17 protein-coding genes are annotated in these 21,842 nt (G+C 71.9%); 11 read left to right on the top strand and 6 right to left on the bottom strand.

What is annotated here, in order from left to right:
* Window positions 1–30: 30 nt before the first annotated feature.
* On the bottom strand, window positions 31–2,793 hold the full coding sequence (locus tag IE265_RS05170; RefSeq protein ID WP_190034148.1) for a penicillin acylase family protein: 2,763 nt from the start codon (window positions 2,791–2,793) through the stop codon (window positions 31–33).
* A 482-nt stretch (window positions 2,794–3,275) separates the two neighbouring features.
* Here IE265_RS05170 and IE265_RS05175 point away from each other — a divergent pair, with 482 nt between their 5' ends.
* From IE265_RS05175 to mscL, 6 genes are all read left to right on the top strand, one after another.
* Window positions 3,276–4,784, top strand: coding sequence for a potassium/proton antiporter (locus tag IE265_RS05175; protein WP_190034449.1), 1,509 nt, complete (start codon window positions 3,276–3,278; stop codon window positions 4,782–4,784).
* A gap of 471 nt (window positions 4,785–5,255) precedes the next feature.
* Complete coding sequence (locus tag IE265_RS05180; protein WP_190034149.1) at window positions 5,256–6,545, top strand: MFS transporter; 1,290 nt, start codon at window positions 5,256–5,258, stop codon at window positions 6,543–6,545.
* A 68-nt stretch (window positions 6,546–6,613) separates the two neighbouring features.
* Complete coding sequence (locus tag IE265_RS05185) at window positions 6,614–6,940, top strand: FmdB family zinc ribbon protein (RefSeq protein WP_190034150.1); 327 nt, start codon at window positions 6,614–6,616, stop codon at window positions 6,938–6,940.
* Between the two features lie 93 nt (window positions 6,941–7,033).
* Window positions 7,034–7,876 carry an S-methyl-5'-thioadenosine phosphorylase gene (locus IE265_RS05190; protein WP_190034151.1) on the top strand — a complete coding sequence of 281 codons (843 nt, stop codon included), beginning with the start codon at window positions 7,034–7,036 and terminating at the stop codon, window positions 7,874–7,876.
* 181 nt (window positions 7,877–8,057) lie between these two features.
* Window positions 8,058–8,606, top strand: a complete 549-nt coding sequence (locus tag IE265_RS05195) for a CpaB family protein (RefSeq protein ID WP_190034152.1) — start codon at window positions 8,058–8,060, stop codon at window positions 8,604–8,606.
* A gap of 129 nt (window positions 8,607–8,735) precedes the next feature.
* Window positions 8,736–9,218: a large conductance mechanosensitive channel protein MscL gene (gene mscL, locus IE265_RS05200; protein ID WP_190034153.1), complete on the top strand. Its 483-nt coding sequence runs from the start codon at window positions 8,736–8,738 to the stop codon at window positions 9,216–9,218.
* Between the two features lie 46 nt (window positions 9,219–9,264).
* Here the strand turns inward: mscL and IE265_RS05205 are convergent, their stop codons facing one another.
* The gene (locus IE265_RS05205) at window positions 9,265–9,453 is read right to left on the bottom strand and encodes a hypothetical protein (protein WP_190034154.1); all 189 of its coding nucleotides are present in this window, start codon (window positions 9,451–9,453) and stop codon (window positions 9,265–9,267) included.
* Window positions 9,454–9,686: 233 nt separating this feature from the next.
* On the opposite strand from IE265_RS05205, the gene IE265_RS05210 reads away from it, so the two are divergent.
* The 4 genes from IE265_RS05210 (at window position 9,687) to IE265_RS05225 (ending at window position 14,420) form a co-directional block, all read left to right on the top strand.
* A complete protein-coding gene (locus IE265_RS05210) occupies window positions 9,687–10,919 on the top strand; it encodes a low temperature requirement protein A (RefSeq protein WP_190034155.1) in 1,233 nt (410 codons plus the stop codon).
* 20 nt (window positions 10,920–10,939) lie between these two features.
* Window positions 10,940–11,968: a P1 family peptidase gene (locus IE265_RS05215; protein ID WP_190034156.1), complete on the top strand. Its 1,029-nt coding sequence runs from the start codon at window positions 10,940–10,942 to the stop codon at window positions 11,966–11,968.
* 291 nt (window positions 11,969–12,259) lie between these two features.
* Entirely contained in the window at window positions 12,260–13,477 is a 1,218-nt protein-coding gene (locus IE265_RS05220; protein ID WP_190034157.1) for a L,D-transpeptidase, read from the top strand.
* A 157-nt stretch (window positions 13,478–13,634) separates the two neighbouring features.
* On the top strand, window positions 13,635–14,420 hold the full coding sequence (locus IE265_RS05225) for a DUF6227 family protein (protein ID WP_190034158.1): 786 nt from the start codon (window positions 13,635–13,637) through the stop codon (window positions 14,418–14,420).
* A 262-nt stretch (window positions 14,421–14,682) separates the two neighbouring features.
* Here IE265_RS05225 and IE265_RS05230 read toward each other — a convergent pair whose 3' ends face one another.
* The 4 genes from IE265_RS05230 to IE265_RS05245 all read right to left on the bottom strand — a co-directional run bounded on the left by IE265_RS05230 (window position 14,683) and on the right by IE265_RS05245 (window position 20,622).
* Window positions 14,683–16,806, bottom strand: coding sequence for a PTS fructose transporter subunit IIABC (locus IE265_RS05230; RefSeq protein WP_190034159.1), 2,124 nt, complete (start codon window positions 16,804–16,806; stop codon window positions 14,683–14,685).
* Between the two features lie 286 nt (window positions 16,807–17,092).
* Window positions 17,093–18,040 carry a 1-phosphofructokinase gene (gene pfkB, locus IE265_RS05235; RefSeq protein ID WP_190034160.1) on the bottom strand — a complete coding sequence of 316 codons (948 nt, stop codon included), beginning with the start codon at window positions 18,038–18,040 and terminating at the stop codon, window positions 17,093–17,095.
* The gene (locus IE265_RS05240; protein ID WP_190034161.1) at window positions 18,037–18,798 is read right to left on the bottom strand and encodes a DeoR/GlpR family DNA-binding transcription regulator; all 762 of its coding nucleotides are present in this window, start codon (window positions 18,796–18,798) and stop codon (window positions 18,037–18,039) included. The genes pfkB and IE265_RS05240 overlap by 4 nt, the downstream gene beginning before the upstream one ends.
* A gap of 207 nt (window positions 18,799–19,005) precedes the next feature.
* Window positions 19,006–20,622 carry an MFS transporter gene (locus IE265_RS05245; protein WP_190034162.1) on the bottom strand — a complete coding sequence of 539 codons (1,617 nt, stop codon included), beginning with the start codon at window positions 20,620–20,622 and terminating at the stop codon, window positions 19,006–19,008.
* Window positions 20,623–20,781: 159 nt separating this feature from the next.
* Between IE265_RS05245 and IE265_RS05250 the strand changes: the two genes are divergently transcribed.
* On the top strand, window positions 20,782–21,747 hold the full coding sequence (locus IE265_RS05250; protein ID WP_190034163.1) for a helix-turn-helix transcriptional regulator: 966 nt from the start codon (window positions 20,782–20,784) through the stop codon (window positions 21,745–21,747).
* Window positions 21,748–21,842 lie beyond the last annotated feature (95 nt).

Below are 21,842 nucleotides of genomic sequence, written 5' to 3' on the forward strand. Positions count from 1 at the left end.
GGAGGGCCGTTCCGGTGCCTGCGGGGGACGTCAGGGCTTGAGGACCAGCGTGTCCGAGGTGGCCTTGCCCACCGCGCGCTCCGAGGAGACCCACGGCAGCAGTTCGCCCTTGACCCACTTGCTCGTCTGGTCGATGTAGTGGGCGCTGTAGGCGTGGCCCGAGGCGCCGGTGAGGTTGATCCACTGGGACTTGTCGAAGTCGTCCAGGTTCACCACCATCCGCATCGACGGAACCCACACCACGGAGTAGCCGCCCGCCGCGTTCCAGCCGGTGGCGTTCACCGCCGCCTCGCCGCCGCCCATGTTGTACGGGCCCCTGTTGAGCGCGTACTTGAGGAAGCCGGGACCCGCGGTGCCCAGGGTCTGGTTCTTCAGGTAGAGCCGGTGCAGCCGGCCCCAGCTCCAGGTGTCGATGTCCTTGCCGAGCTTGGCGGTCAGCTCCCAGCGTGCGTCCTCCAGGGCCCGCGCGAACAGCTCGTCACGTGTGTCGACGGCGTCGTCGGTGCGCGTTCCGGGCGCCGACCACCAGGCGTTGTCCTCGTCGCCCAGGATCGAGCGGACGACCTCGAACCAGCGGTCGCCGCCGTCGGGCTGCGCGCTGTCCGCGTCGCGCTGGCCGCACTCGCGCACCTTGTCGTCGTCCACGTCGACCGGGCCGGTGGAGTCGGACGGCTCGACGTACAGGCACTGCCCCTTGACCCGCAGCTCCTTGGGCAGCTTGTTGCCGAAGCCGAGCTTGAGGATGTTGCGCCAGGTGGCGTTGAAGTACGCGGCGGCGGCCGAGTCGGCGTCCTGGGTGTAGTTCCAGCCCTCCAGGAGCTTCTGCGCCTCGCGGACGTCCTTGTCGGCGACGTCGATCTTCAGCAGCTGCGGCACGAGGAGCTTGGCGATCTCGCTGCTGTTGTCGAGCTGCATCTGCCGCATGTCGTCCGTCGAGACCTTGCCGCCGTTCTTGGTCTTCGACTCCAGCAGGTCGGCGATCCGCTGGCTGCGCGTTCCGTAGCCCCAGTCCGTGGTGAGCGTGTAGGGGTACTTGTCCTTGTCGACGACGGCCTGGTTCGCGGTCACGATGTAGCCGCGGTCGGGGTTGTACTCGTACGGCAGCTCGGCCTGGTCGATGTAGCCGGTCCAGCGGTACTTGGAGTCCCAGCCGGGCGACGGGAGCGAGCCGTCGCCCTTGCCGCGGGTCGGGATCCGGCCCGGCAGCTGGTAGCCGATGTTGTTCTCGGTGTCCGCGTAGATCAGGTTCTGCGAGGGCACGTCGAAGAGGGTGGCCGCCTTGCGGAAGTCCCTCCAGTCACGCGCCCTGTCCATCGCGAACACGGCGTCCATCGAGTTGCCCGGGTCCAGCGCCGTCCAGCGCAGCGCTATCGCGTAGCCGTCGCCGCGGTCGGGGGCCGCGCTGTCGACGGTGGCCTTCCGGCCGACCTTCACCAGTTCGTCGTTGCGGTCCGACAGCAGCGGCCCGTTGTTCGTCTCCCGCACGACGATGGTCTTGCTGCCGCCGCCCGCGATGTCGATGCGCTCCTTGCGGGTGGTGAAGGGCAGCACCTTGTCGTTGTACTCGTACCCGTCCCCGGTGAGCTTCTCCAGGTACAGGTCGGTGACGTCGGCGCCGGAGTTGGTCATGCCCCAGGCGATCTTCTCGTTGTGGCCGATGATCACGCCCGGCATGCCCGAGAAGGTGTAGCCGGAGACGTCGTACTGGCACTTCGCGGAGACGCTCCTGCAGTGCAGGCCCATCTGGTACCAGACCGACGGCAGCGAGGGCGACAGGTGCGGGTCGTTGGCGAGCAGCGGCTTGCCGCTGATGGTGTGCTCGCCACCGACGACCCAGGAGTTGGAGCCGATGCCGTTGCCGTTCACGCCGACGGCCTCCGGGACGTCGTCCAGCACGTCGTAGAGGCCCGAGAGCTGGCTCTCCAGACCGGAGGGCGCCTCGGCGCCACCGGTGAGACCGCTGCCGGCCGCGTCCTGCGTGCCCGCGGCGGCGCCCGTGACGCTCCCCTGCCGGTACTTGCCGGTCACGCTGTCGTACTGCCCGTCCTGGACGATCGGCTTGTTCCGGTCGTACGGGTACTGCGGGTACAGGTCGGCGATCTGCTTCGGGCCGAGGCGGCTGGTCATCAGGGACCTGTCGATCTCGTCCTGCATGTTGCCGCGCAGGTCCCAGGCCATCGCCTTGAGCCAGGCCACCGAGTCGACCGGGGTCCACTCGGTCGGCGCGTAGTCGTTGGAGAAGCCGAGCGCCGCGTACTCCAGCGAGATGTCCTCGCCGTCCTTGCCCTTCAGGTACGCGTTGACACCCTTGGCGTACGCCTGGAGGTACTTCTTCGTCTCGGCGGAGAGCGTGGTCTCGTACTCCTTCTTCGCCACCCGGTCCCAGCCGAGCGTGCGCAGGAAGGCGTCGTTCTTGACCTGGCTCTCGCCGAACATCTCGGAGAGCCTGCCGGACGTCATGTGGCGGCGGACGTCCATCTCGTAGAACCGGTCCTGCGCCTGGACGTAGCCCTGCGCCATGAACAGGTCCTCGTCGGACGAGGCGTAGATCTGCGGGATCCCGTAGCCGTCCCGCTTCACGTCCACCGGGCCGGAGAGGCCTTCGAGCGTGAGCGAACCCTTGGTCTGCGGGAAGGAGGCGCGGACCGTGCTGACGCCCCAGAAGGCCCCGAAGGCTGCGCCACCCACAATGGCCAGTACCAGGACGATCAGGACCAGACGGGCTCTGCGCCCCTTCTTCCTGCCGGACTTGCCGGGCTTGTGACCGGAAGATGCGGTGGTGTTGGGGGGCATCGCTGTCCTTGCTGTCCTCACGCGAGCGGCAGGCGGGCATGTCCATTTGACTGAGCGCTGGAGCAACCATAGGCGCAGGGCCAACTCGGCCTCGACGCGGAGTCGGGAACCCGGGCGGGCGGGGGTTCGATCTTGCACCGGCGAGCGTCAAGGAAGCGTCAAGAGTTAGGTAAGGTAATGAATTGGTTGAACCGCCGACGCGGTTCGACCGACCCCGGCCGACCCGCTCGACCCGGTCGGCGGTCGGCCTGTCCGCAGGCACCCCATCCATCGAGCACCACGGTCCGGCCGATCCGCAGCATCGATCCGGGAGAACCCGACCGCCGGAGGAAACCGGGACGATCCGGTACTCAACGGCACGCCGTATCAGACCGGTTCGCATCGGCAGGAACGATATGAACCAGGATTGACCGGCGGCAAACGGAAGAACCGATCGAAACGGTCAGACCGGTCCGCTCGGAACGGCGAGAAGGGATCAGCCCCTGACTGTCCACCACCTCAACCAGCTCCTGCTCGTCTGCTCGCTCGTCCTGCTCGTCGCGGTCGCGGCGGTACGCATCTCCTCGCGCAGCGGGCTCCCCAGCCTGCTCGTCTACCTGGGGATCGGCGTCGCCATGGGCCAGGACGGCATCGGCGCCATCCACTTCGACAACGCCGAACTGACCCAGGTCATCGGCTACGCGGCCCTCGTCGTGATCCTGGCCGAGGGCGGTCTCGGCACGAAGTGGCGGGAGGTCGAACCGGGCCTCCCGGCCGCCTCCTCGCTGGCGCTGGTCGGCGTCACGGTGAGCGTCGGCGTCACGGCGACGGCCGCCCACTACCTGATCGACCTGGAGTGGCGGCAGGCGCTGATCATCGGTGCGGTGGTGTCCTCGACCGACGCGGCGGCCGTCTTCTCCGTGCTGCGCAGAGTGCCCCTCCCCGCGCGCGTGACGGGCATCCTGGAGGCCGAGTCCGGCTTCAACGACGCCCCTGTCGTCATCCTCGTCGTCGCCTTCTCCACGGCGGGCCCGGTGGAGCACTGGTACGTGCTGCTGGGCGAGATAGCGCTGGAACTGGCCATCGGCGCGGCCGTCGGCCTCGCGGTCGGCTTCGTGGGCGCCTACGGGCTGCGGCACGTGGCCCTGCCCGCGTCCGGCCTCTACCCGATCGCGGTCATGGCCATCGCCGTCGCGGCCTACGCGGCGGGCGCGCTGGCCCACGGCAGCGGCTTCCTCGCCGTCTACCTGGCGTCGATGGTGCTGGGCAACGCGAAGCTGCCGCACTGGCCGGCGACGCGCGGCTTCGCCGACGGGCTCGGCTGGCTCGCCCAGATCGGCATGTTCGTGCTGCTCGGCCTGCTCGTCACCCCGCACGAGATGGGCGACGACATCGTGCCCGCGCTCGTCATCGGCCTGGCGCTGACCATGGTCGCGCGGCCCCTGAGCGTCGTGGTCGCCCTGCTGCCGTTCCGGATGCGCTGGCAGGAACAGGCCCTGATGTCCTGGGCCGGCCTGCGCGGCGCCGTCCCCATCATCCTGGCCACGATCCCCATGGTGAACGGCGTCGAGGACAGCCGCCGGATCTTCAACATCGTCTTCGTGCTGGTCGTCGTCTACACACTCGTCCAGGGGCCAACGCTCCCCTGGCTGGCCCGCAAGCTGCGGCTGGGCAAGTCCGCCTCGGAGGCGGCCGACCTGGGCATCGAGTCGGCACCCCTGGAACGGCTGCGCGGGCACCTGCTGTCCGTCGCGATCCCCGACGGCTCGAAGATGCACGGCGTGGAGATCAACGAGCTGCGGCTGCCCGCGGGCTCCGCGGTCACCCTGGTCGTCCGCGCCAAGGAGTCCTTCGTACCGCTCCCGACGACCGTGCTGCGCCGGGGCGACGAACTGCTCGTGGTGGCGACGGACCCGGTCCGGGACGCGGCCGAGCGGCGGCTCCGCGCGGTCGGCCAGGGCGGCAAGCTGGCGAGCTGGCTGGGCACCGACGGAGGCGGCCCGGAACGCTGAGCCCCGGCCCGTCCGGGCCCCCCGGCGCCGCCCGCCCCGCCGGGGCACGGCGCGGGGGCGGGGCGCCCGGGGCACTGGGCGGGGGGCCCGGGGCACTGGGCGGGGGGCCCGGGGCACTGGGCGGGGCGCTCGGGGAGCCGGGCGTCGGGGCTCGGGGGCACTGGGCGGGGGCGCGAGCGGTCCGGCCTGGACGGGGGTGCGAGGGCTGGGCGGCGGGCACCGGTACGCGGCCAATCCCAGGCGGCAGCCGGGAACGTGCCGACTTTCACAGGGGCACAATCCTTCGGGCCTGTATCATCAAGGCGCACGTTGATCGAACCAACTCTGCCTGACGCAGAGCTGGCGCGACCGTATGGCGGCCGCGGTGCCCTCCTCTCTGGGCGGCCCGGTATCTACCGCAGTTCCGCGCAAGAGGACAGCTCTCGGCGCCCCCGCACGGGCGCGCTACCAGGCGGCAGAAAGGCACGGGCCGTGGCATCCACGGTCACTCCGGAGTCCGCCGGGACCCCGGTTTCCGCCCGCCCTGGATACGGACAGCTGCTGCGTACACGCGGCGCCTGGACGTTTCTGCTCCCGGGCTTCGCCGCACGACAGCCGTTCGCGATGCTGACGCTGTCGATCGTGCTGCTCGTGCAGCACACCACCGGCTCGTACGGGGCAGCCGGCGCCGTGGCCGCCGTGACCGGTGTCTCCATGGCAGTGTTCGCGCCCCTCACCGGCCGTCTCGCCGACCGCCACGGCCAGCGGGCCGTCCTGGTCCCCGGCGTCCTCGTCCACGCGGTGGCCGGCCTGTCCCTGACCGCGCTGGCGCTCACGGGCGCTCCCATGTGGGCACTGTTCGCCGCCGCGGTGCCGACGGGCGCCTCGGTGCCGCAGGTCGGCCCCATGGTGCGGGCCCGCTGGGGCGCCAAGCTCCAGGGATCGCCCCTGATGCCCACCGCGGCGGCCTTCGAGTCCGTCACCGACGAGCTGACGTTCGTGTTCGGGCCCCTGCTGGCGACCGCCCTGTGCACCGCCGTGGACCCCGCCGCGGGCCTGCTCACTGAGGCCGCGCTGACCCTGGTCGGCGGTCTGCTGTTCGCGGCGCAGCGCGGCACCCAGCCGTCCGTCGCTCCGAAGGGGCACGCGCGCGTGAAGCACGCTTCCGCCCTTTCGGTGCCCGGAGTGCGCGTACTGATCGTGGCCTTCCTCGGGATCGGCGCCGTGTTCGGCGGCATGCAGGTCTCGCTCGCCGCGTTCAGCGAGTCGATCGGTGAGCCCGGCCTGAACGGCGTCCTGTACGGGACCTTCGCCGCGGGCAACATGCTGTCGGGCATCGTCTGCGGCGCGATCGCGTGGAAGGTGGCCCCGCGCCGCCGCCTCATGATCGGTTACGCGGCGCTGGCCGTGGCCGCGTCGGGCCTGTGGGCGGCGGAGTCGGTGCTCGTGCTCTCCGGAGTCGGCCTGCTGGTCGGCATGTGCATCGCGCCCGCCCTGATCACCGGCTACACGCTGGTCGAGGGACTCGTGCCGGCGGGCGCCCGCACGGAGGCCTTCACCTGGCTCACGGGCGCGGTCGCCCTCGGGCAGGCGGCGGCCGTCACGGTCGCCGGACAGCTGGAGGACCGCCTCTGGGACGGCGCCGGATTCCTCGTCCCGATGGGCGGCACACTGCTCGCCCTGGCGACACTCGTGGCCCTGCGCTCGCGGCTCGTACCGCAGGCCGTCAGCCGCACCGTCGCACGTGGCGTCGGTCACCGCGTGCCGGTGACAGTGGACTGATCCCGAGGAATACGTCACTATGGACCGTCGTTAGCACTCATTGAGTGAGAGTGCCAGGAGGAAGACAAGTGCCGACCTACCAGTACCAGTGCACCGCGTGCGGCGAGGGCCTCGAGGCGGTGCAGAAGTTCACGGACGACGCCCTGACGACGTGCCCGAGCTGCGATGGCCGCCTGAAGAAGGTGTTCTCCGCCGTCGGCATCGTCTTCAAGGGCTCCGGCTTCTACCGCAACGACAGCCGCGGCTCGTCGTCCAGCAGCAGCCCGGCCTCGACCGCGAAGTCGTCGAGCTCGACCGACACGAAGTCGTCGACTTCGTCCTCGTCGGACTCCAAGCCGTCCTCGGACTCGAAGTCGTCGTCCGCGAGCTCGTCGTCCGGCAGCACCGCCGCGTAAGGCCTTCTCGCACCGGCTCCTCTTCGTCACGGAACCCTGTCGCCCCGGGCGGCAGGGTCTTTCGTGTGTCCGCGTCCGGTTAGGGTGCGGACCATGGCGAACACGGAGAACGTCGAGATCGGCGTCATCGGCGGGTCGGGCTTCTACTCCTTCCTCGAGGACGTGACCGAGGTACGGGTGGACACCCCGTACGGGCCTCCCAGCGACTCCCTCTTCCTCGGTGAGCTGGCCGGGCGGCGGGTCGCCTTCCTGCCCCGTCACGGCCGCGGCCACCATCTGCCGCCGCACCGCATCAACTACCGCGCCAACCTGTGGGCCCTGCGTTCCGTCGGGGCGCGGCAGGTGCTCGGGCCGTGCGCCGTGGGCGGGCTGCGCCCCGAGTACGGGCCCGGGACGCTCCTGGTCCCCGACCAGTTCGTGGACCGTACGCAGTCCCGGAAGCAGTCGTACTTCGACGGGCTGCCGCTGCCCGACGGCACCGAGCCGAACGTGGTGCACGTGTCGCTCGCGGACCCCTACTGCCCCACCGGTCGCAAGGTCGCCCTGAAGGCGGCGCGCGGCTGGGACTGGGAGGCGGTGGACGGCGGGACCCTGGTGGTGGTCGAGGGGCCGCGGTTCTCGACCCGCGCGGAATCGCTCTGGTACCGGGCGCAGGGCTGGTCGGTGGTGGGCATGACGGGCCATCCCGAGGCGGCGCTCGCGCGTGAACTGGAGCTCTGCTACACGTCGATGACCCTGGTCACCGACCTGGACGCGGGTGCCGAGACCGGCCAGGGCGTCTCGCACGACGAGGTGATGCGGGTCTTCGCGGCCAACGTGGACCGGCTGCGCGAGGTGCTGTTCGACGCGGTGGCGGGACTGCCGGAGAACGCGGCGAGGGACTGCCTGTGCGCGTCGGCGCTGGGCGGGATGGATCCGGGCTTCGAACTCCCCTAGCCCGGGCGGTCGAAGAGGTCGCACGGACCTCGTCCGGTCTCCGGCCGGGCTTGGAACACCCCCTTCGGGTGAGCGAGTTGTCCACAACCGCGCGGTCGTCCACGGGCTCCGGCGGGATTCGGCACGAGGCCGCAGGCTGGGGTCGCAAGCCGAACTCCCGACCGCAGGCGGTGGTGTACCCGTGTCGCATCTCTCCTCCTTCCCGCGCCCGTTGGGCACGGACGTACCCGGCACGTGCGAGGTGCCCCACTTCGGCCCGGTGCGGGTGCGCGGCGGGCGCTACCGGCCGCGCCGGCTCGTGCGGCACCGCAGGCGGGCCGTGGCGGCCGGACTCGCGGTGACGGCGGCGGCGCTGGTCGCCGCGGGACCGAGGGGCGCGGGAGCCCGGGACACGGGACCGCCGAGGGACCGCCCGTCGGCCGGACCGGCGCCGGAAGGGCGGCCGGTCGGAAGGGTGACCGCGCCGGTGCGGATCGCCGACGGCGCGACCGTGCGGCTGCTCAGGCCGGGGGACCGGGTCGACGTCATCGCGGCGCGTCAGTCGGCGACGGGCCCGGGGGACGCGCGGGTGGTGGCCGCCGGAGCGCGGGTGACCAAGGTGCCCGAAGCGCCGGACAGCGTGTCCGAGGGCGGAGCCCTGCTCGTCCTCTCCGTGTCACGGCGGACCGCGACACGGCTGGCCGGGGCCGGCGCGACCTCACGTCTGGCGGTGACCCTGTGGCACCCCTGACCGAAATGCCCCGGCGATCACCTTCAAGTCCCTCGTTGGAGTGCCGCAATTGGACAGCGTCGCCACGCCCTGACGTAGGTTGCGGAGCTGTTGATTCCACAGTTCGCGCGTCTGAAGAGGGGCTCCGTGGTGAGCGAGAAGAAGAAGGAACCGGGCGTCTGGGAGGGCTTCAAGGCCTTCCTGATGCGTGGAAACGTCGTCGACCTGGCTGTCGCGGTCGTCATCGGCGCCGCCTTCACCAACATCGTCAACTCCCTGGTGAAGGGCGTGATCAACCCACTGGTCGGCGCCTTCGGGACCAAGGACCTCGACAGGTACAGCTCGTGTCTGAGGGAGCCCTGCAAGTTCGACGAGGCGACGGGCACCGCGACGAGCGGTATCCCCATCATGTGGGGCACCGTCCTCAGCGCGACGCTGACCTTCCTGATCACGGCGGCCGTCGTCTACTTCCTGATGGTCCTGCCGATGTCGAAGTACCTCGCCAAGCAGGCGGCCCGCCAGAAGGCGAAGGAGGGCACGCACGAGGTGATCGAGGTGACCGAGCTGGAGGTCCTGAAGGAGATCCGCGACGCCCTCGTGGCGCAGCGCGGCTCGGGGCACGACGCTCGCTAGCGGCCGCCGTCCTCCGGGCCGACGCGGTCCGGAGGGCGTGGCGGGGTCAGATGTGGTGGGGCGGCTTCTCGTCCAGGAAGCGGGCGAGGTCGGCGGCGCTGTCGCCACTGGGCCGGTCGCCCCAGCCCCGGTCGGTGTCGTCCGCGGACGGCCGGCTCAGCGGATCGTCGAAGACCAGCGCGGCCTTGGGATCGCGGGGTTCGGCGTCGGGGGCGGGGACGGGGACGGTGCTCATGCCTCCAGGGTACGGCGGCGGGGGCGCGCCGGTCCCGGGACGCCCTCCCTGCGCCGCGGGCGGGGCCCCTCCCACGCCGTCTCCCCCGCCCGTCTCCCCGTGTCCGCTCCCGCTCCCGGAACAGGCACGGTGGGCGTGCCGCCTCGTCCGTCCCGCGGACCGGTACTTCCGACGGGTTGCCGGTCTCTGGCGCGCCCCTGAACTTTCGGCCGGTTTCTGCTCTGCTTGGTCGCATGACGCCCAGTCCTCCCTCCCCAGGTCCGCGCCGGTCAGCGGCCCCCGCCGCCCGTCCCCCGCTGCGCCCCATGACGGCACGCGAGCGCGACGAGGCGCACCGGGTCGCGTCACCGCTGGAGCTCTTCTTCGACCTCTGCTTCGTGGTGGCCATCGCCCAGGCCGGTGTGCAGCTGGTGCACGCCGTGGCGGAGGCGCACGCGGCCGAGGGCATCCTGTACTACGCGATGGTCTTCTTCGCCATCTGGTGGGCGTGGATGAACTTCAGCTGGTTCGCCTCGGCATACGACAACGACGACGTGCTGTACCGGGTCGTCACGCTGATCCAGATCGCGGGCGTGCTCGTGCTGGCCGCCGGGGTGTCCGAGGCCTTCGAGGACCACGACTTCCTGATCGTCTGGCTGGGCTACGTGATCATGCGCCTGGCGCTGACGATCCAGTGGGCGCGGGTGGCCCGGACCACCGAGGGCGCCGAGCGGCGGACCGCGCTGCGCTATGTGGGCGGGGTGCTGCTCTGCCAGGCCGGCTGGCTGGGGCTGCTGCTCCTGCCGGGTTCGGTCACGCCGTGGCTGTTCCTGGTGCTGGCGATCGCCGAGATGAGTGTGCCGCTCTACGCGGAGAAGGACTTCAACACCTCCTGGCACCCCCGCCACATCTCTGAGCGGTACGGCCTGTTCACCATCATCGTGCTGGGCGAGGCGATCGCCGCGGCCACGATCGCCGTGAAGTCGGGCATCGACGAGAACGACGCGCTGGGCGAGCTGGTCCCCATCGCCGCCGGCGGGCTGCTGATCGTCTTCTCGGCGTGGTGGATCTACTTCGTGGTCCCGATCCACGCCCATCTCCGGACCAACAGGCAGTCGTTCCTGTGGGGTTACGGCCACTACCTGATCTTCGCCTCGGCCGCGGCGATCGGCGCGGGTCTGGAGGTCGTGGTGGAGCAGACGGTCGGCAAGGCGCACATCTCCACCCTGTCCGCGTCCGCCGCGGTGACCCTGCCGACGGCCCTGTACCTGCTGACGGTCTGGGTGCTGCACGCCCGCTACTTCAAGACGGGCACGACCCAGCAACTCGTCCTGCCCAGTACGGCCCTCGCGGTGATCCTCTGCACGTTCCTGGGCCACTGGGCGGTGCTCGCGGCGGGGACCGTCACGGCGCTCTCCGTGGCGGCCGGGGTGGTCCTCGGCGCCCGGACCGACTCGCGGGGGAAAGCGGACGCCCCGGCCGTGTGAGACACCACCAGACTGGGCGTATGACAGTTGACGCTCTGACAGATGTGGCCGGACTGCGCGTGGGACACGCCACGCGGGTCGGCGACGGTTGGCTCACGGGCACCACGGTCGTCCTCGCCCCGGAGGGCGGCGCGGTCGCGGCCGTGGACGTGCGCGGGGGCGGGCCCGGCACCAAGGAGACCGACGCACTGGATCCACGCAACGTGGTGCGCGGGGTCGAGGCGATCGTCCTGACCGGGGGCAGCGCGTTCGGGCTCGACTCGGCCACCGGCGTGATGGCCTGGCTGGAGGAGAGGGGCCGCGGTGTGCGGGTCGGGCCCGACCCGCTTCATGTGGTGCCGGTCGTTCCGGCCGCGTGCGTCTTCGACCTGGGCCGCGGCGGCGACTTCCGGGCCCGGCCGGACGCCGGGACGGGCCGCGAGGCGGTGGAGGCGGCCGCGGCCGACCCGGTGGGCGCGCCCGTGCCGGAGGGATGCGTGGGCGCCGGCACGGGAGCGGCGGTCGGGATGATGAAGGGCGGGGTCGGCACCGCGAGCACGGTCCTCGACTCGGGCGTCACGGTGGCGGCCCTGGTCGTGGCCAACGCGGCGGGGTCGGTGGTGGAGCCGGGGACGGGGGCGCTGTACGGCGAGCTGGTCCAGGGCCTCCTGGCCCGCCCGTCCGAGGAGGTGCACGCAGCGGCGCGGGCCGGACTCGCGGAGGCGGCGGAGAGGAACACCGTCCCCCCGCTGAACACCACGCTCGCGGTGGTCGCGACGGACGCCGACCTGTCGAAGGCTCAGGCCCAGAAGCTGGCGGGGACGGCCCACGACGGCATCGCTCGGGCCGTCCGGCCGGTGCATCTGCTCCACGACGGCGACACGGTGTTCGCCCTCGCGACAGGTGCGCGCCCGCTGCCGGCCGACGACCCCCTCGCGCTGAACGAGGTCCTCGCGGCGGGCGCCGACCTGGTGACGCGCGCGATCGTCCGGGCGGTGCGGGCGGCCGGGTCGGTGGAGGGACCGGGCGGGGTGTGGCGGTCGTACTCGGAGCTCTACGGGCAGGCGTAGAAGGGCGGTTGGGAGGCCGTTCGGCGATGGGGCGAGCGCGTCGGCGCCCCTGTCGAGGGCTTCCCGGCACTCGGGGCGGGCCGGTTCACGGGAGCGTTGCCGGCCGGTCCACGGAAGCGCTGCCCCGTGTCGGCGCTGCCCGTCCGAGCCGATTGTCCCGACTCTGTCACGTGATGGTGCCCATGCCGGATCGGTGGGAACCCGGGCGACCGGTGTTCCCCTCCTTCCCCGTGGATCCTTCTTCACGGAAACGAGCAGACCCCTCCCGAGCAAGAGGAATTGGAGCAACTCGTGACGACGCCGGACACAGCAGCTGGACGCGCACTGATGACCTGCGCCGCCCTGATGGTCGGCGCGCTGACCCTCACCGCGTGCGGCGGCGACGCCGGCGCGGACACCAACGGCACCGACGACGGCCGAGGGGGCGGCTCCGGGGCGGCGAGGATCGTCATTTCCGCGAAGAACGGCTCGACGGGCGCCTCGATCAACTCGACCGGGGTGAAGGTCAGCGACGGAAGGCTGACCGAGGTCAGGATGACGGAGTCGGACACCGGCACCGCCGTGCCGGGGGCGATCGCGGCGGACGGAAAGAAGTGGAAGCCGAAGGAGCAGTTGGAGCGGGGGACGAAGTACCGGATATCGGCGACCGCGAAGGGTGACGGCGGCAGGACGGCCCAGGCCGACTCCAGCTTCACGACGGTGTCCACGGACAACAGCTTCATAGGCACGTACACGCCCGACAACGGCACGACGGTGGGCGTCGGAATGCCGGTGTCGTTCAGGTTCGACAAGGCCATCAGCGACAGGAAGGCCGTGCAGTCGCACATCCGGGTCACGTCGAGCAGCGGCCAGAAGGTGGTCGGCCACTGGTTCGGCACGCAGCGGCTGGACTTCAGGCCGGAGACGTACTGGAAGGCGGGCTCCAAGGTCACCACGCGGATCGACCTGGACGGGGTCGAGGGCGCGGACGGCGTGCACGGCGTCCAGAAGAAGACGGTCACCTTCACCGTCGGCCGTTCCCAGGTCTCCACGGTGGACGCCGGCACGCAGACGATGACGGTCGTGCGCGACGGGAAGACCGTCAGGACGGTGCCGATCTCGGCGGGCAGCGCGGACAGCGCGACGTACAACGGGCAGATGGTGATCTCGGAGAAGTTCAGGAAGACGCGGATGAACGGTTCTACGGTCGGCTACGGCGGGGAGTACGACATCGCCGACGTACCCAACGCGATGCGACTGACGACGTCCGGGACGTTCATTCACGGCAACTACTGGTACAACAAGGGCAATCCGCCCTTCGGGAAGCAGGGCACGAGCCACGGATGCGTCGGGCTCGCCGACGTGCGGGGCGCGCAGGCCGACACGGACGCCAAGTGGTTCTTCGACTCCTCCCTCGTCGGGGACGTGGTGACGGTCAGGAACTCCCCCGACAAGACGGTGGCCCCGGACAACGGGCTGAGCGGCTGGAACATGGAGTGGAGCGCATGGACCGCCGGAAGTGCCCTCTGACCAAAGGGTTTTGACCCATCGCCGGGCCGCGCGGGAACATCTCGCACGGCCCCGGCGTTCTCGCAGCGTACGTTTTCTCGGTTCCCGGACATGATGTCCGGCCAAGGGGCTACGGTATGCACCCACAAGGTGACATGCAGCAACGCCGGGAGATGCCTTGAGCGTTCCGTACGAGACGGCAGCGTACGAGCCACCCGAGTCGCCCGAGTCTCCTGAGGAGCATCTCGCGCGACTCCTCGGTCGCGCCCTGAACTCCTTCGAGCTCCCGGACGAGACCATACGGCGGCTCGACCGCTCCCTGGCCCATGACAGCTCGCTGCACTCCGCGCACCACAGCGCGGGCCTGCACCGCGAGACGTACCGACACACCTGGCTGCTGGCCGATGGGAGCGCGCTCACGCTGTGGGAGCTCGTCCACAACACGGCGGCGGACGGTGAGACACAGCACGAGGTGTACGTGGACGAGGAGGAGTTGCGCACCGCGACCGCGCGCCTGCCGCTTCCGCCCGAGGCTCCCGATTTCGAGATCCCCGTGCTCGTGAGACTGTCCCCCGCCCCCACCCCGCGCAACGGCGGGACCCTGTGGTCGAGCGGCACCGAGCGCCCCGGCAAGCACGTGCCGGACGACTCCGCGGACCACGGCCGGCGGCTGCTGCGGCGCGCGGAGAACACGGACAGGCCCGGCGAGGAGACGGCCGGACTGCTGCGGACGGCTCTCGCGCACCAGATCACCCAGGCGTTCGGTCGGCCGTGCCGGGCAGGTGAGCGGGGACTGAGCTTCTCGCTCTACGAGCACGCGTTCCTGCTCAGCGACGGCCGCGAGCTGTCGCTGTGGGAGGTGGAGCACACGCTCACGCCCGACGGGCGGCACATGTGCGAGGTGTACCCCTCGGAGGAGGACGCCCGGGAGGCCATGGAGCGGCGGGCGGCGAACCTCCGCTGACGGTCCGGCGGTTCATTGCCGCCACGCGGCGTACGGGCGCCGAGCCCCCGCACCGGCGACGGCCCCGGCGGGGGCACGACGCCCGTACGCCTCGGCCGGGGAGACCTTCCCGGCCGAGGCGTACGCGATCGAGGACTCGCGGTGGACCACCGGCCTCCGCACCCCGCCCACCACCCACCGCCCACCGCCCACCGCCCACCGCCCACCGCCCACCGCCCACGGTGATGGCCAAGTCCTGGTGACGGTCAGGCCGCGGTGACGGTCAGGCCGCGACCGGCTCCTTGCTCTGCGACGCGGACTGCGTGCCGGGGGCCGCGCCGGTTCCGCCCCCGGGTGCCTGGGCGCGCATGCCCTTGAGGAGGACGACGAGGCCGGCCGTGACCGCCGTACCGGCAGCGATCGCGAAGAGGTACAGGAACGGCTTGCCGATCAGGAACGTGACCCAGATGCCGCCGTGCGGGGCGCGCAGCGTGGACCCGAAGGCCATCGCCAGGGCGCCGGTGACCGCGCCGCCCGCCATCGAGGCGGGGATGACCCGGAGCGGGTCCGCGGCCGCGAACGGGATGGCGCCCTCGGAGATGAAGGAGGCTCCGAGGACCCAGGCGGCCTTGCCGTTCTCCTGCTCCGCCGGGGTGAAGAGCTTCCTGCGGACGGTGGTCGCCAGCGCCATGCCCAGCGGCGGGACCATGCCCGCGGCCATCACGGCCGCCATGATCTTCATCGCCGAGTCGCTCGGGTCCTGTACGGCGATGCCGGCGGTGGCGAAGGCGTACGCGACCTTGTTGACCGGGCCGCCCAGGTCGAAGCACATCATCAGGCCGAGCAGGACGCCGAGCAGGATCGCGTTCGTGCCGGAGAGGCCGCCCAGCCAGTCCGTCATGGCGTCCTGGGCCTCGGCTATGGGTTTGCCGATCACGATCAGCATGAGGAAGCCGACGACCATCGACGAGATCAGCGGGATCACGACCACCGGCATGATGCCGCGCAGCACGGGCGGGATCCTGACCCGCTGGATGGCGAGCACCACCGCGCCGGCCAGCAGACCGGCGACGAGGCCGCCGAGGAAGCCGGCGTTGATGTTGAACGAGATCATGCCGCCGACGAAGCCCGGCACGAGTCCCGGCCGGTCCGCCATGCCGTACGCGATGTATCCGGCGAGTACGGGGATCAGGAAGCCGAAGGCGACACCGCCGATCTGGAACAGCAGCGCGCCCCAGCTGTCGACCTGGCCCCAGTCGAAGTGCTCGGTGACGGGCTTGGCCTCGTTGATCCGGTAGCCGCCGATCGCGAACCCGAGGGCGATCAGCAGGCCGCCCGCGGCCACGAAGGGAACCATGTAACTCACGCCGGTCATCAACCACTTGCGCAGTCGCGTGCCGTAGCCGTCGCCGGGCTCGCCCGCCCGGTCGACCGGGGTACCGCCGGGGCGGGCCGCCGCCGTGCTCTCGCCGCGCTCGGCCTTGCCGCGCACCTCGGCGATCAGGTCGGCGGGCCGGTTGATGCCCGCCTTCACCCCGACGTCCACGGTCGGCTTCCCGGCGAAGCGGTCCTTCTCGCGCACGGGGACGTCGTGGGCGAAGATCACGCCGTCCGCCGCCGCGATGACGGCCGGGTCGAGCCGGTTGAAGCCCGCAGAACCCTGCGTCTCGACGACGACCTCGACGCCGTCGGCCTCACGGCCCGCGTTCTCCAGCGACTCCGCCGCCATGTAGGTGTGCGCGATACCCGTGGGACAGGACGTGACGGCGACGATCCGGAACGGCCGCCCGGCCTCCGGCTCACCCGCCCCGGCACGCGCGGCCGCTGCGGACTCCGCGGCGACCACGCCGTCCGTACGCTCCTCGGCGGGGACCGGCGCCGGGGCCGGGACCGCGCCCACGGTCCCGCCCTCGCCGCCCGGGCTTTCCGCGTCCCGCACCTCGCCCGCGGCCTCGCTCGTCGGCGCGGCGTCGCCGCGTATCAGTGCCGCCGCGCCCTCGGGACCGGTCACCGACCGCAGCGCGGAGGTGAAGTCGGCGTTCATCAACTGCCGGGCGAGCGACGAGAGGATGGTGAGGTGGGCGTCGTCGGCACCGGCCGGGGCCGCGATGAGGAAGACCAGGTCGGCGGGGCCGTCCGGCGCGCCGAAGTCGATCCCGGCCGTGCTGCGGCCGAAGGCCAGCGTCGGCTCGGTGACGTGCTCACTGCGGCAGTGCGGGATGCCTATGCCACCGTCGAGGCCGGTGGGCATCTGGGCCTCCCGGGCGGCCACGTCGGCGAGGAAGCCCTCCAGGTCGGTCACCCGGCCCAGGGAGACCATGCGCTCGGCGAGGGCACGGGCCGCCGCTTCCTTCGTATCGGCGGACAGGTCGAGATCGACCAGGTCCGCGGTGATCATCTCGCTCATCGCGGGCTCCTTCGCACGCGTATCGCCCGGGAAGGGCTGTGGGCGGGGGTGGGGACGGGGGTGGGGGTGGGGACGGGGGTGGGGACGGGGGTGGGGAGGGGGACTGGCATGGGGACGGGAACGGCAACCGGCATGGGGTCCGACATGGCGCGGCCGGAGGGACGGGCGACCGCTGGGACCTCGGTCGCGTCACCGGGCGTGCCGGACGAACGGTGGTGCGGGCCTGTCGGGCCTGTCGGACGTCTCGGGCAGGGGTGACCCGAAGCGTGACGTGACGGCTGCCGCGTCACGAAACCGGCTCCGTCAGCACACGGTCCACGGGGACCGCGGACGTGACGGTCACCTCGTCCGGATCGAGGTCCGCCGGCCGCGGCATCACGCTGCCCGGCAACTGGACGGCCGCGGCCCCGTGCGCCACCGCCGAGGCGAGCGCGCCCGGCCCTTCGCCCCCGGCGACCAGGAACCCGGCGAGCGAGGCGTCGCCCGCGCCGACATTGCTCCGTACGACGCCGACACGTGCGCTCGCGAACCACACGCCCCCCTCGCTGACGAGCAGTTGCCCGTCCGCGCCCAGGGAGGCGAGCACCGCTCGCGCGCCGAGGCCGCGCAGTTCCTCGGCCGCCTTGACCGCGTCGCCGACCGTGGCGAGCGGGCGGCCCACCGCCCCGGCCAGTTCCTCGGCGTTCGGCTTGACGACGTCGGGGCCCTCCCGCAGGGCCGCGAGGAGCGCCGGCCCCGAGGTGTCCAGCGCGATCCGGGCGCCCGCCCGGTGGGAGCGGGCGACCAGTTCGGCGTACCAGGTGGGGGCGAGCCCGCGCGGGAGGCTGCCGCAGCAGGCGATCCAGTCGGCGTCGGCGGACCGGACGCGCACGGCCTCCAGGAGTGACTCCTGCTCCGCGGCGCTGAGTTCGGGCCCGGGTGCGTTGATCTTCGTCAGCACACCGTCCGCCTCGGCCAGCGCGATGTTCGAGCGGGTCGCTCCCGCGACCGCGACCGGCGCCACCTCGATGCCCTGCGCGTCGAGCAGGTCGGCGACGAGCGCGCCCGGTGCCCCGCCGAGCGGCAGCACGGCCACGGTGCGCCGGCCCGCGGCGGCCACCGCCCGCGAGACGTTGACGCCCTTGCCGCCCGGGTCCATGCGCTCCCCGGTGGCGCGGATGACCTCGCCGCGGTCGAGCGCGGGCACCTCGTAGGTGCGGTCCAGGGACGGGTTGGGGGTGACGGTCAGGATCATGCGCGCACCACTTCCGTGCCGCCGCGCTCGATGGCGGTGGCGTCCTCGGGGCTCAGTCCCGTGTCCGTGATCAGCAGGTCCACCTCGCCGAGGTCCCCGAAGCGCGCGAAGTGCTCCTGACCGTGTTTGGCCGAGTCCGCGAGCAGCACGACCCGCCGCGCGGCGGCGACGGCCGCGCGCTTCACGGCGGCCTCCGCGAGGTCGGGGGTCGTCAGGCCGTACCCGGCGGAGAAGCCGTTCGCGGCGAGCAGGACGAGGTCCGCGCGGATCTCGCCGTACGCCCGCAGCGCCCAGGCGTCCACGGCGGCGCGCGTACGGTGCCTGACGCGGCCGCCGATGAGATGGAGCTGGATGCCGGGGTGGTCGGCGAGGCGGGCCGCGATCGGCAGGCTGTGCGTCACGACGGTGAGCGTCGCCTCCGGCGGGAGGGCCGCCGCGAGGCGGGCCGTCGTGGTGCCCGCGTCGAGGATCATCGTCCCCTGGTCCGGCAGTTCGGCCAGGGCCGCCTTCGCTATGCGGTCCTTCTGGTCCGCCGCCGTGGTCTCCCGTTCGGCGAGGTCCGGCTCGAAGTCGAGGCGCCCGGCCGGCAGCGCGCCGCCGTGGACCCGGCGCAGCAGCCCCGCCCGGTCGAGGGCCTTCAGGTCCCGCCGGATCGTCTCCGCCGTGACCTGGAACTGCTCCGAGAGGGACACCACGTCCACACGTCCGCCGTCACGTGCGAGCCGGAGGATCTCCTGCTGCCGCTCGGGTGCGTACATGCCCGTTCGCCTCCACCTGTGTCCGAACCTGTGGTTTCAGTGGGAGGCTACGCCCGCGTTTTCGCAAAGTAAACAGGCTCGGGCATTCATATGGGCATGAACGGACATCGGGGCGATGGAGTGGGCAGGAGGCGGGCGGCACGCGTCGGGGCCCGGCCCCCGAAGGGACCGGGCCCCCGACGTGTCGGATCCGGTGAACCGGCGCGGTCAGCCGACGAGTTCGGCCTTCGCGGCGGACCCGTCGCCGTCGGCCCCGGAAGCCCTGCCCGCAGGCTCGGCTCCCGTGGACCCGGCACCGGCGTCGGCCCCGGCGCCGGAGGTCCCGCCCTCGAAGGACTCCGCGTCGGCGGCCGCCTCCGCCCCCTCCACGTGCTGGGCGGGCCGCCCGGGCAGGGCGAACATCAGCAGGAAGATGGCAGCCATCACCACGGCGACCCAGACCAGCGCGTACTGGAAGGCGTCGACGAACGCGGGTCCCACCTCGGCGGGGCGCAGGTGCTCCGAGATGGTGCCGAAGAAGACGACGGACACCAGTCCGAGACCCAGGGCATTGCCCATCTGCTGAACGGTGTTGATCAGGCCGGACGCCGAACCGGCGTGCTCCCGCGGCACCTCGGAGAGGACCGCGTCCGTCAGCGGCGCCACGATCAGGCCCATGCCCACACCCATCACGACCAGCGGGAGCACCATCTGCCAGGAGGTGATCCCCATGCCGTACCTCTCCGCCTCCCAGATGTAGAGCAGTACGCCGAGCCCCATGGTGAGCGCGCCCGCCTGGAGCACCTTGCGTCCGAACCTCGGCACGAGCTGCTGCACGGAGAGCCCGGCCGCCGTCGAGACCGCGAGCGAGAACGGGACACCCGTCAGACCCGCCCGCAGCGGACTCCAGCCGAGGCCGTACTGCATGTAGAGGGTCCAGACCAGGAAGAAGATGCCGAGGGCCACTCCGAAGACCGTCTGGACCGCGATGCCCGCCGCGAAGCTCTTCACCTTGAACAGGGAGAGCTCGACGAGCGGCGACCCGTCCCGCGCCGCCTTCCTCTTCTCGTACGCGACCAGGGCCCCGAACACCAGCACGGCGCAGCCCATCGAGACGTACCCCCACACCGGCCAGTCCAGCTCACGGCCGCGGGTGAGCGGGTAGAGCAGCATCAGCAGGCCCAGCGTCACGAGCGCGACGCCCACGAGGTCGAGGCGCAGGGCGCGCGGGGCCTTGGACTCGGTGATGAAGCGGCGGCCGAGGATCAGGCCGGCGATGCCGACGGGCAGGTTGATGAGGAAGATCGGCCGCCACTCCAGGCCGAACAGGTTCCACTCGGTGAGCAGCGCGCCCAGCAGGGGCCCGCTGACCGCGCCCAGCCCCACGATCGCGCCGAACAGGCCGAAGACCTTGCCCCGCTCGTGCGCGGGGAAGGTGGCGTGCACGATCGACAGGACCTGGGGAACCATCAGCGCGGCCATCGCCCCCTGGAGGATGCGGGAGGCGACCAGCATGTCGGGGTTCACCGCGAATCCGCACAGCGCGGACGCGAGGGTGAACCCGCCGATGCCGACGAGGAACAGCCGCTTGCGGCCGTGGATGTCGCCGAGCCGGCCGCCGGTGATCAGACCGGCGGCGAACGCGAGCGCGTACCCCGCGGTGATCCACTGGACGTGGCTGAAGGACGCGCCGGAGTCCCGCTGGATCGACGGGATCGCGACATTGACGATCGTGACGTCGACCAGGTCCATGAAGGCCGCGGTCATCACGATGGCGAGCGCGAACCAGCGCCGCCGGTCGGTCCCCGGCCCCGGGGTCGTGGGAGTGCTGCTGGAAGAGGTCATGGAAGGACCGTAGAGGCCAAGTAGGACAGTTACCGTCCTAGATGTGCGGCAGTCTTGGCGCATGACGACACGGGAACGGACAAGGGCACTGAACCGGGACCGGACGACGGCCCGGGCACGGAGGCGGAACCGCGCGCCGCGGCCGGCGGGAGGCGCGTCATGAGTACGGACACCCCGGCACGGCTGCTTCAGCTCCTCTCCCTCCTCCAGACCCCGCGCGAATGGCCGGGCGGGGAGCTGGCGGACCGGCTCGGCGTCTCGCGGCGGACGGTCCGGCGGGACGTCGACCGGCTGCGTGAGCTGGGCTATCCGGTGCAGGCGACGATGGGCGCGGACGGCGGGTACCGGCTGGTCGCGGGAAAGGCGATGCCGCCGCTGGTCCTGGACGACGAGGAGGCGGTGGCCATCGCGGTGGGCCTGCGGGCGGGTGCCGGCCACGCCGTCGAGGGGGTGGACGAGGCCTCCGTACGGGCGCTGGCCAAGCTCGAACAGGTCCTGCCCGGTCGGCTGCGTCATCGCGTCGCCACCCTCCAGGCGGCCACCACTCCTCTGACCAGCGGTGACGGGGCGAGCATCGCCCCGGAGACGCTGACCGTGATCGCCTCGACGATCGCGGGCCGGGAAGGCCTGCGGTTCGCGTACCGCGCCAGGGACGGGGCGGAGAGCCGCCGCCGGACCGAGCCGTACCGCCTCGTCTCGACCGAGCGCCGCTGGTACCTCGTGGCGTACGACCTCGACCGCGACGACTGGCGGACGTTCCGCGTCGACCGGGTGTCGGACCCCTTCGCGACCGGCGCCCGCTTCACCCCGCGCGAGCTGCCGACGGGCGATGCGGCCGAGTTCCTGCGGCAGTCGATGCAACGGCGGCAGGACACCTACGAGTTCGAGGTGACCTTCTCGGCCCCGGCGGAGGTCGTCGCGGCCCGGCTCCCGGCGTGGCTCGGGACGCCTCAGCCGGTCGACGAGCACAGCTGCCGGCTGCGTGCCGCGGCGGGCGGACCGATGGAGTGGCTGGCTGTACGACTCGCCATGATGGACTGCGAGTTCACGGTCCACGAGCCGCCCGGACTCGTCGGGTACGTGAGGGACCTCGGAGGCCGGCTGAGCCGGGCGGCCGGCGCGTAGCCCGGGGCCCGTCGAGGGGCCTCGCGGAGATCGGCGGCAGGTGCCCCCGTGGCAGAATGTGCCACCCGGGTCACCCCGGGGTTCAGGTTCGGGGT

The sequence above is a fragment of the Streptomyces fructofermentans genome (genome assembly GCF_014651055.1).
Taxonomy (GTDB): domain Bacteria; phylum Actinomycetota; class Actinomycetes; order Streptomycetales; family Streptomycetaceae; genus Streptomyces; species Streptomyces fructofermentans.

What these genes read in the sequence shown, in the direction of transcription:
- IE265_RS05230 (WP_190034159.1), bottom strand. Translation starts at nt 16,806, where the DNA reads ATGAGCGAGATGATCACCGCGGACCTGGTCGATCTCGACCTGTCCGCC.
- IE265_RS05250 (WP_190034163.1), top strand. Translation starts at nt 20,782, where the DNA reads ATGAGTACGGACACCCCGGCACGGCTGCTTCAGCTCCTCTCCCTCCTC.
- IE265_RS05210 (WP_190034155.1), top strand. Translation starts at nt 9,687, where the DNA reads ATGACGCCCAGTCCTCCCTCCCCAGGTCCGCGCCGGTCAGCGGCCCCC.
- pfkB (WP_190034160.1), bottom strand. Translation starts at nt 18,040, where the DNA reads ATGATCCTGACCGTCACCCCCAACCCGTCCCTGGACCGCACCTACGAG.
- IE265_RS05240 (WP_190034161.1), bottom strand. Translation starts at nt 18,798, where the DNA reads ATGTACGCACCCGAGCGGCAGCAGGAGATCCTCCGGCTCGCACGTGAC.
- IE265_RS05170 (WP_190034148.1), bottom strand. Translation starts at nt 2,793, where the DNA reads ATGCCCCCCAACACCACCGCATCTTCCGGTCACAAGCCCGGCAAGTCC.
- IE265_RS05190 (WP_190034151.1), top strand. Translation starts at nt 7,034, where the DNA reads ATGGCGAACACGGAGAACGTCGAGATCGGCGTCATCGGCGGGTCGGGC.
- IE265_RS05245 (WP_190034162.1), bottom strand. Translation starts at nt 20,622, where the DNA reads ATGACCTCTTCCAGCAGCACTCCCACGACCCCGGGGCCGGGGACCGAC.
- IE265_RS05215 (WP_190034156.1), top strand. Translation starts at nt 10,940, where the DNA reads ATGACAGTTGACGCTCTGACAGATGTGGCCGGACTGCGCGTGGGACAC.
- IE265_RS05205 (WP_190034154.1), bottom strand. Translation starts at nt 9,453, where the DNA reads ATGAGCACCGTCCCCGTCCCCGCCCCCGACGCCGAACCCCGCGATCCC.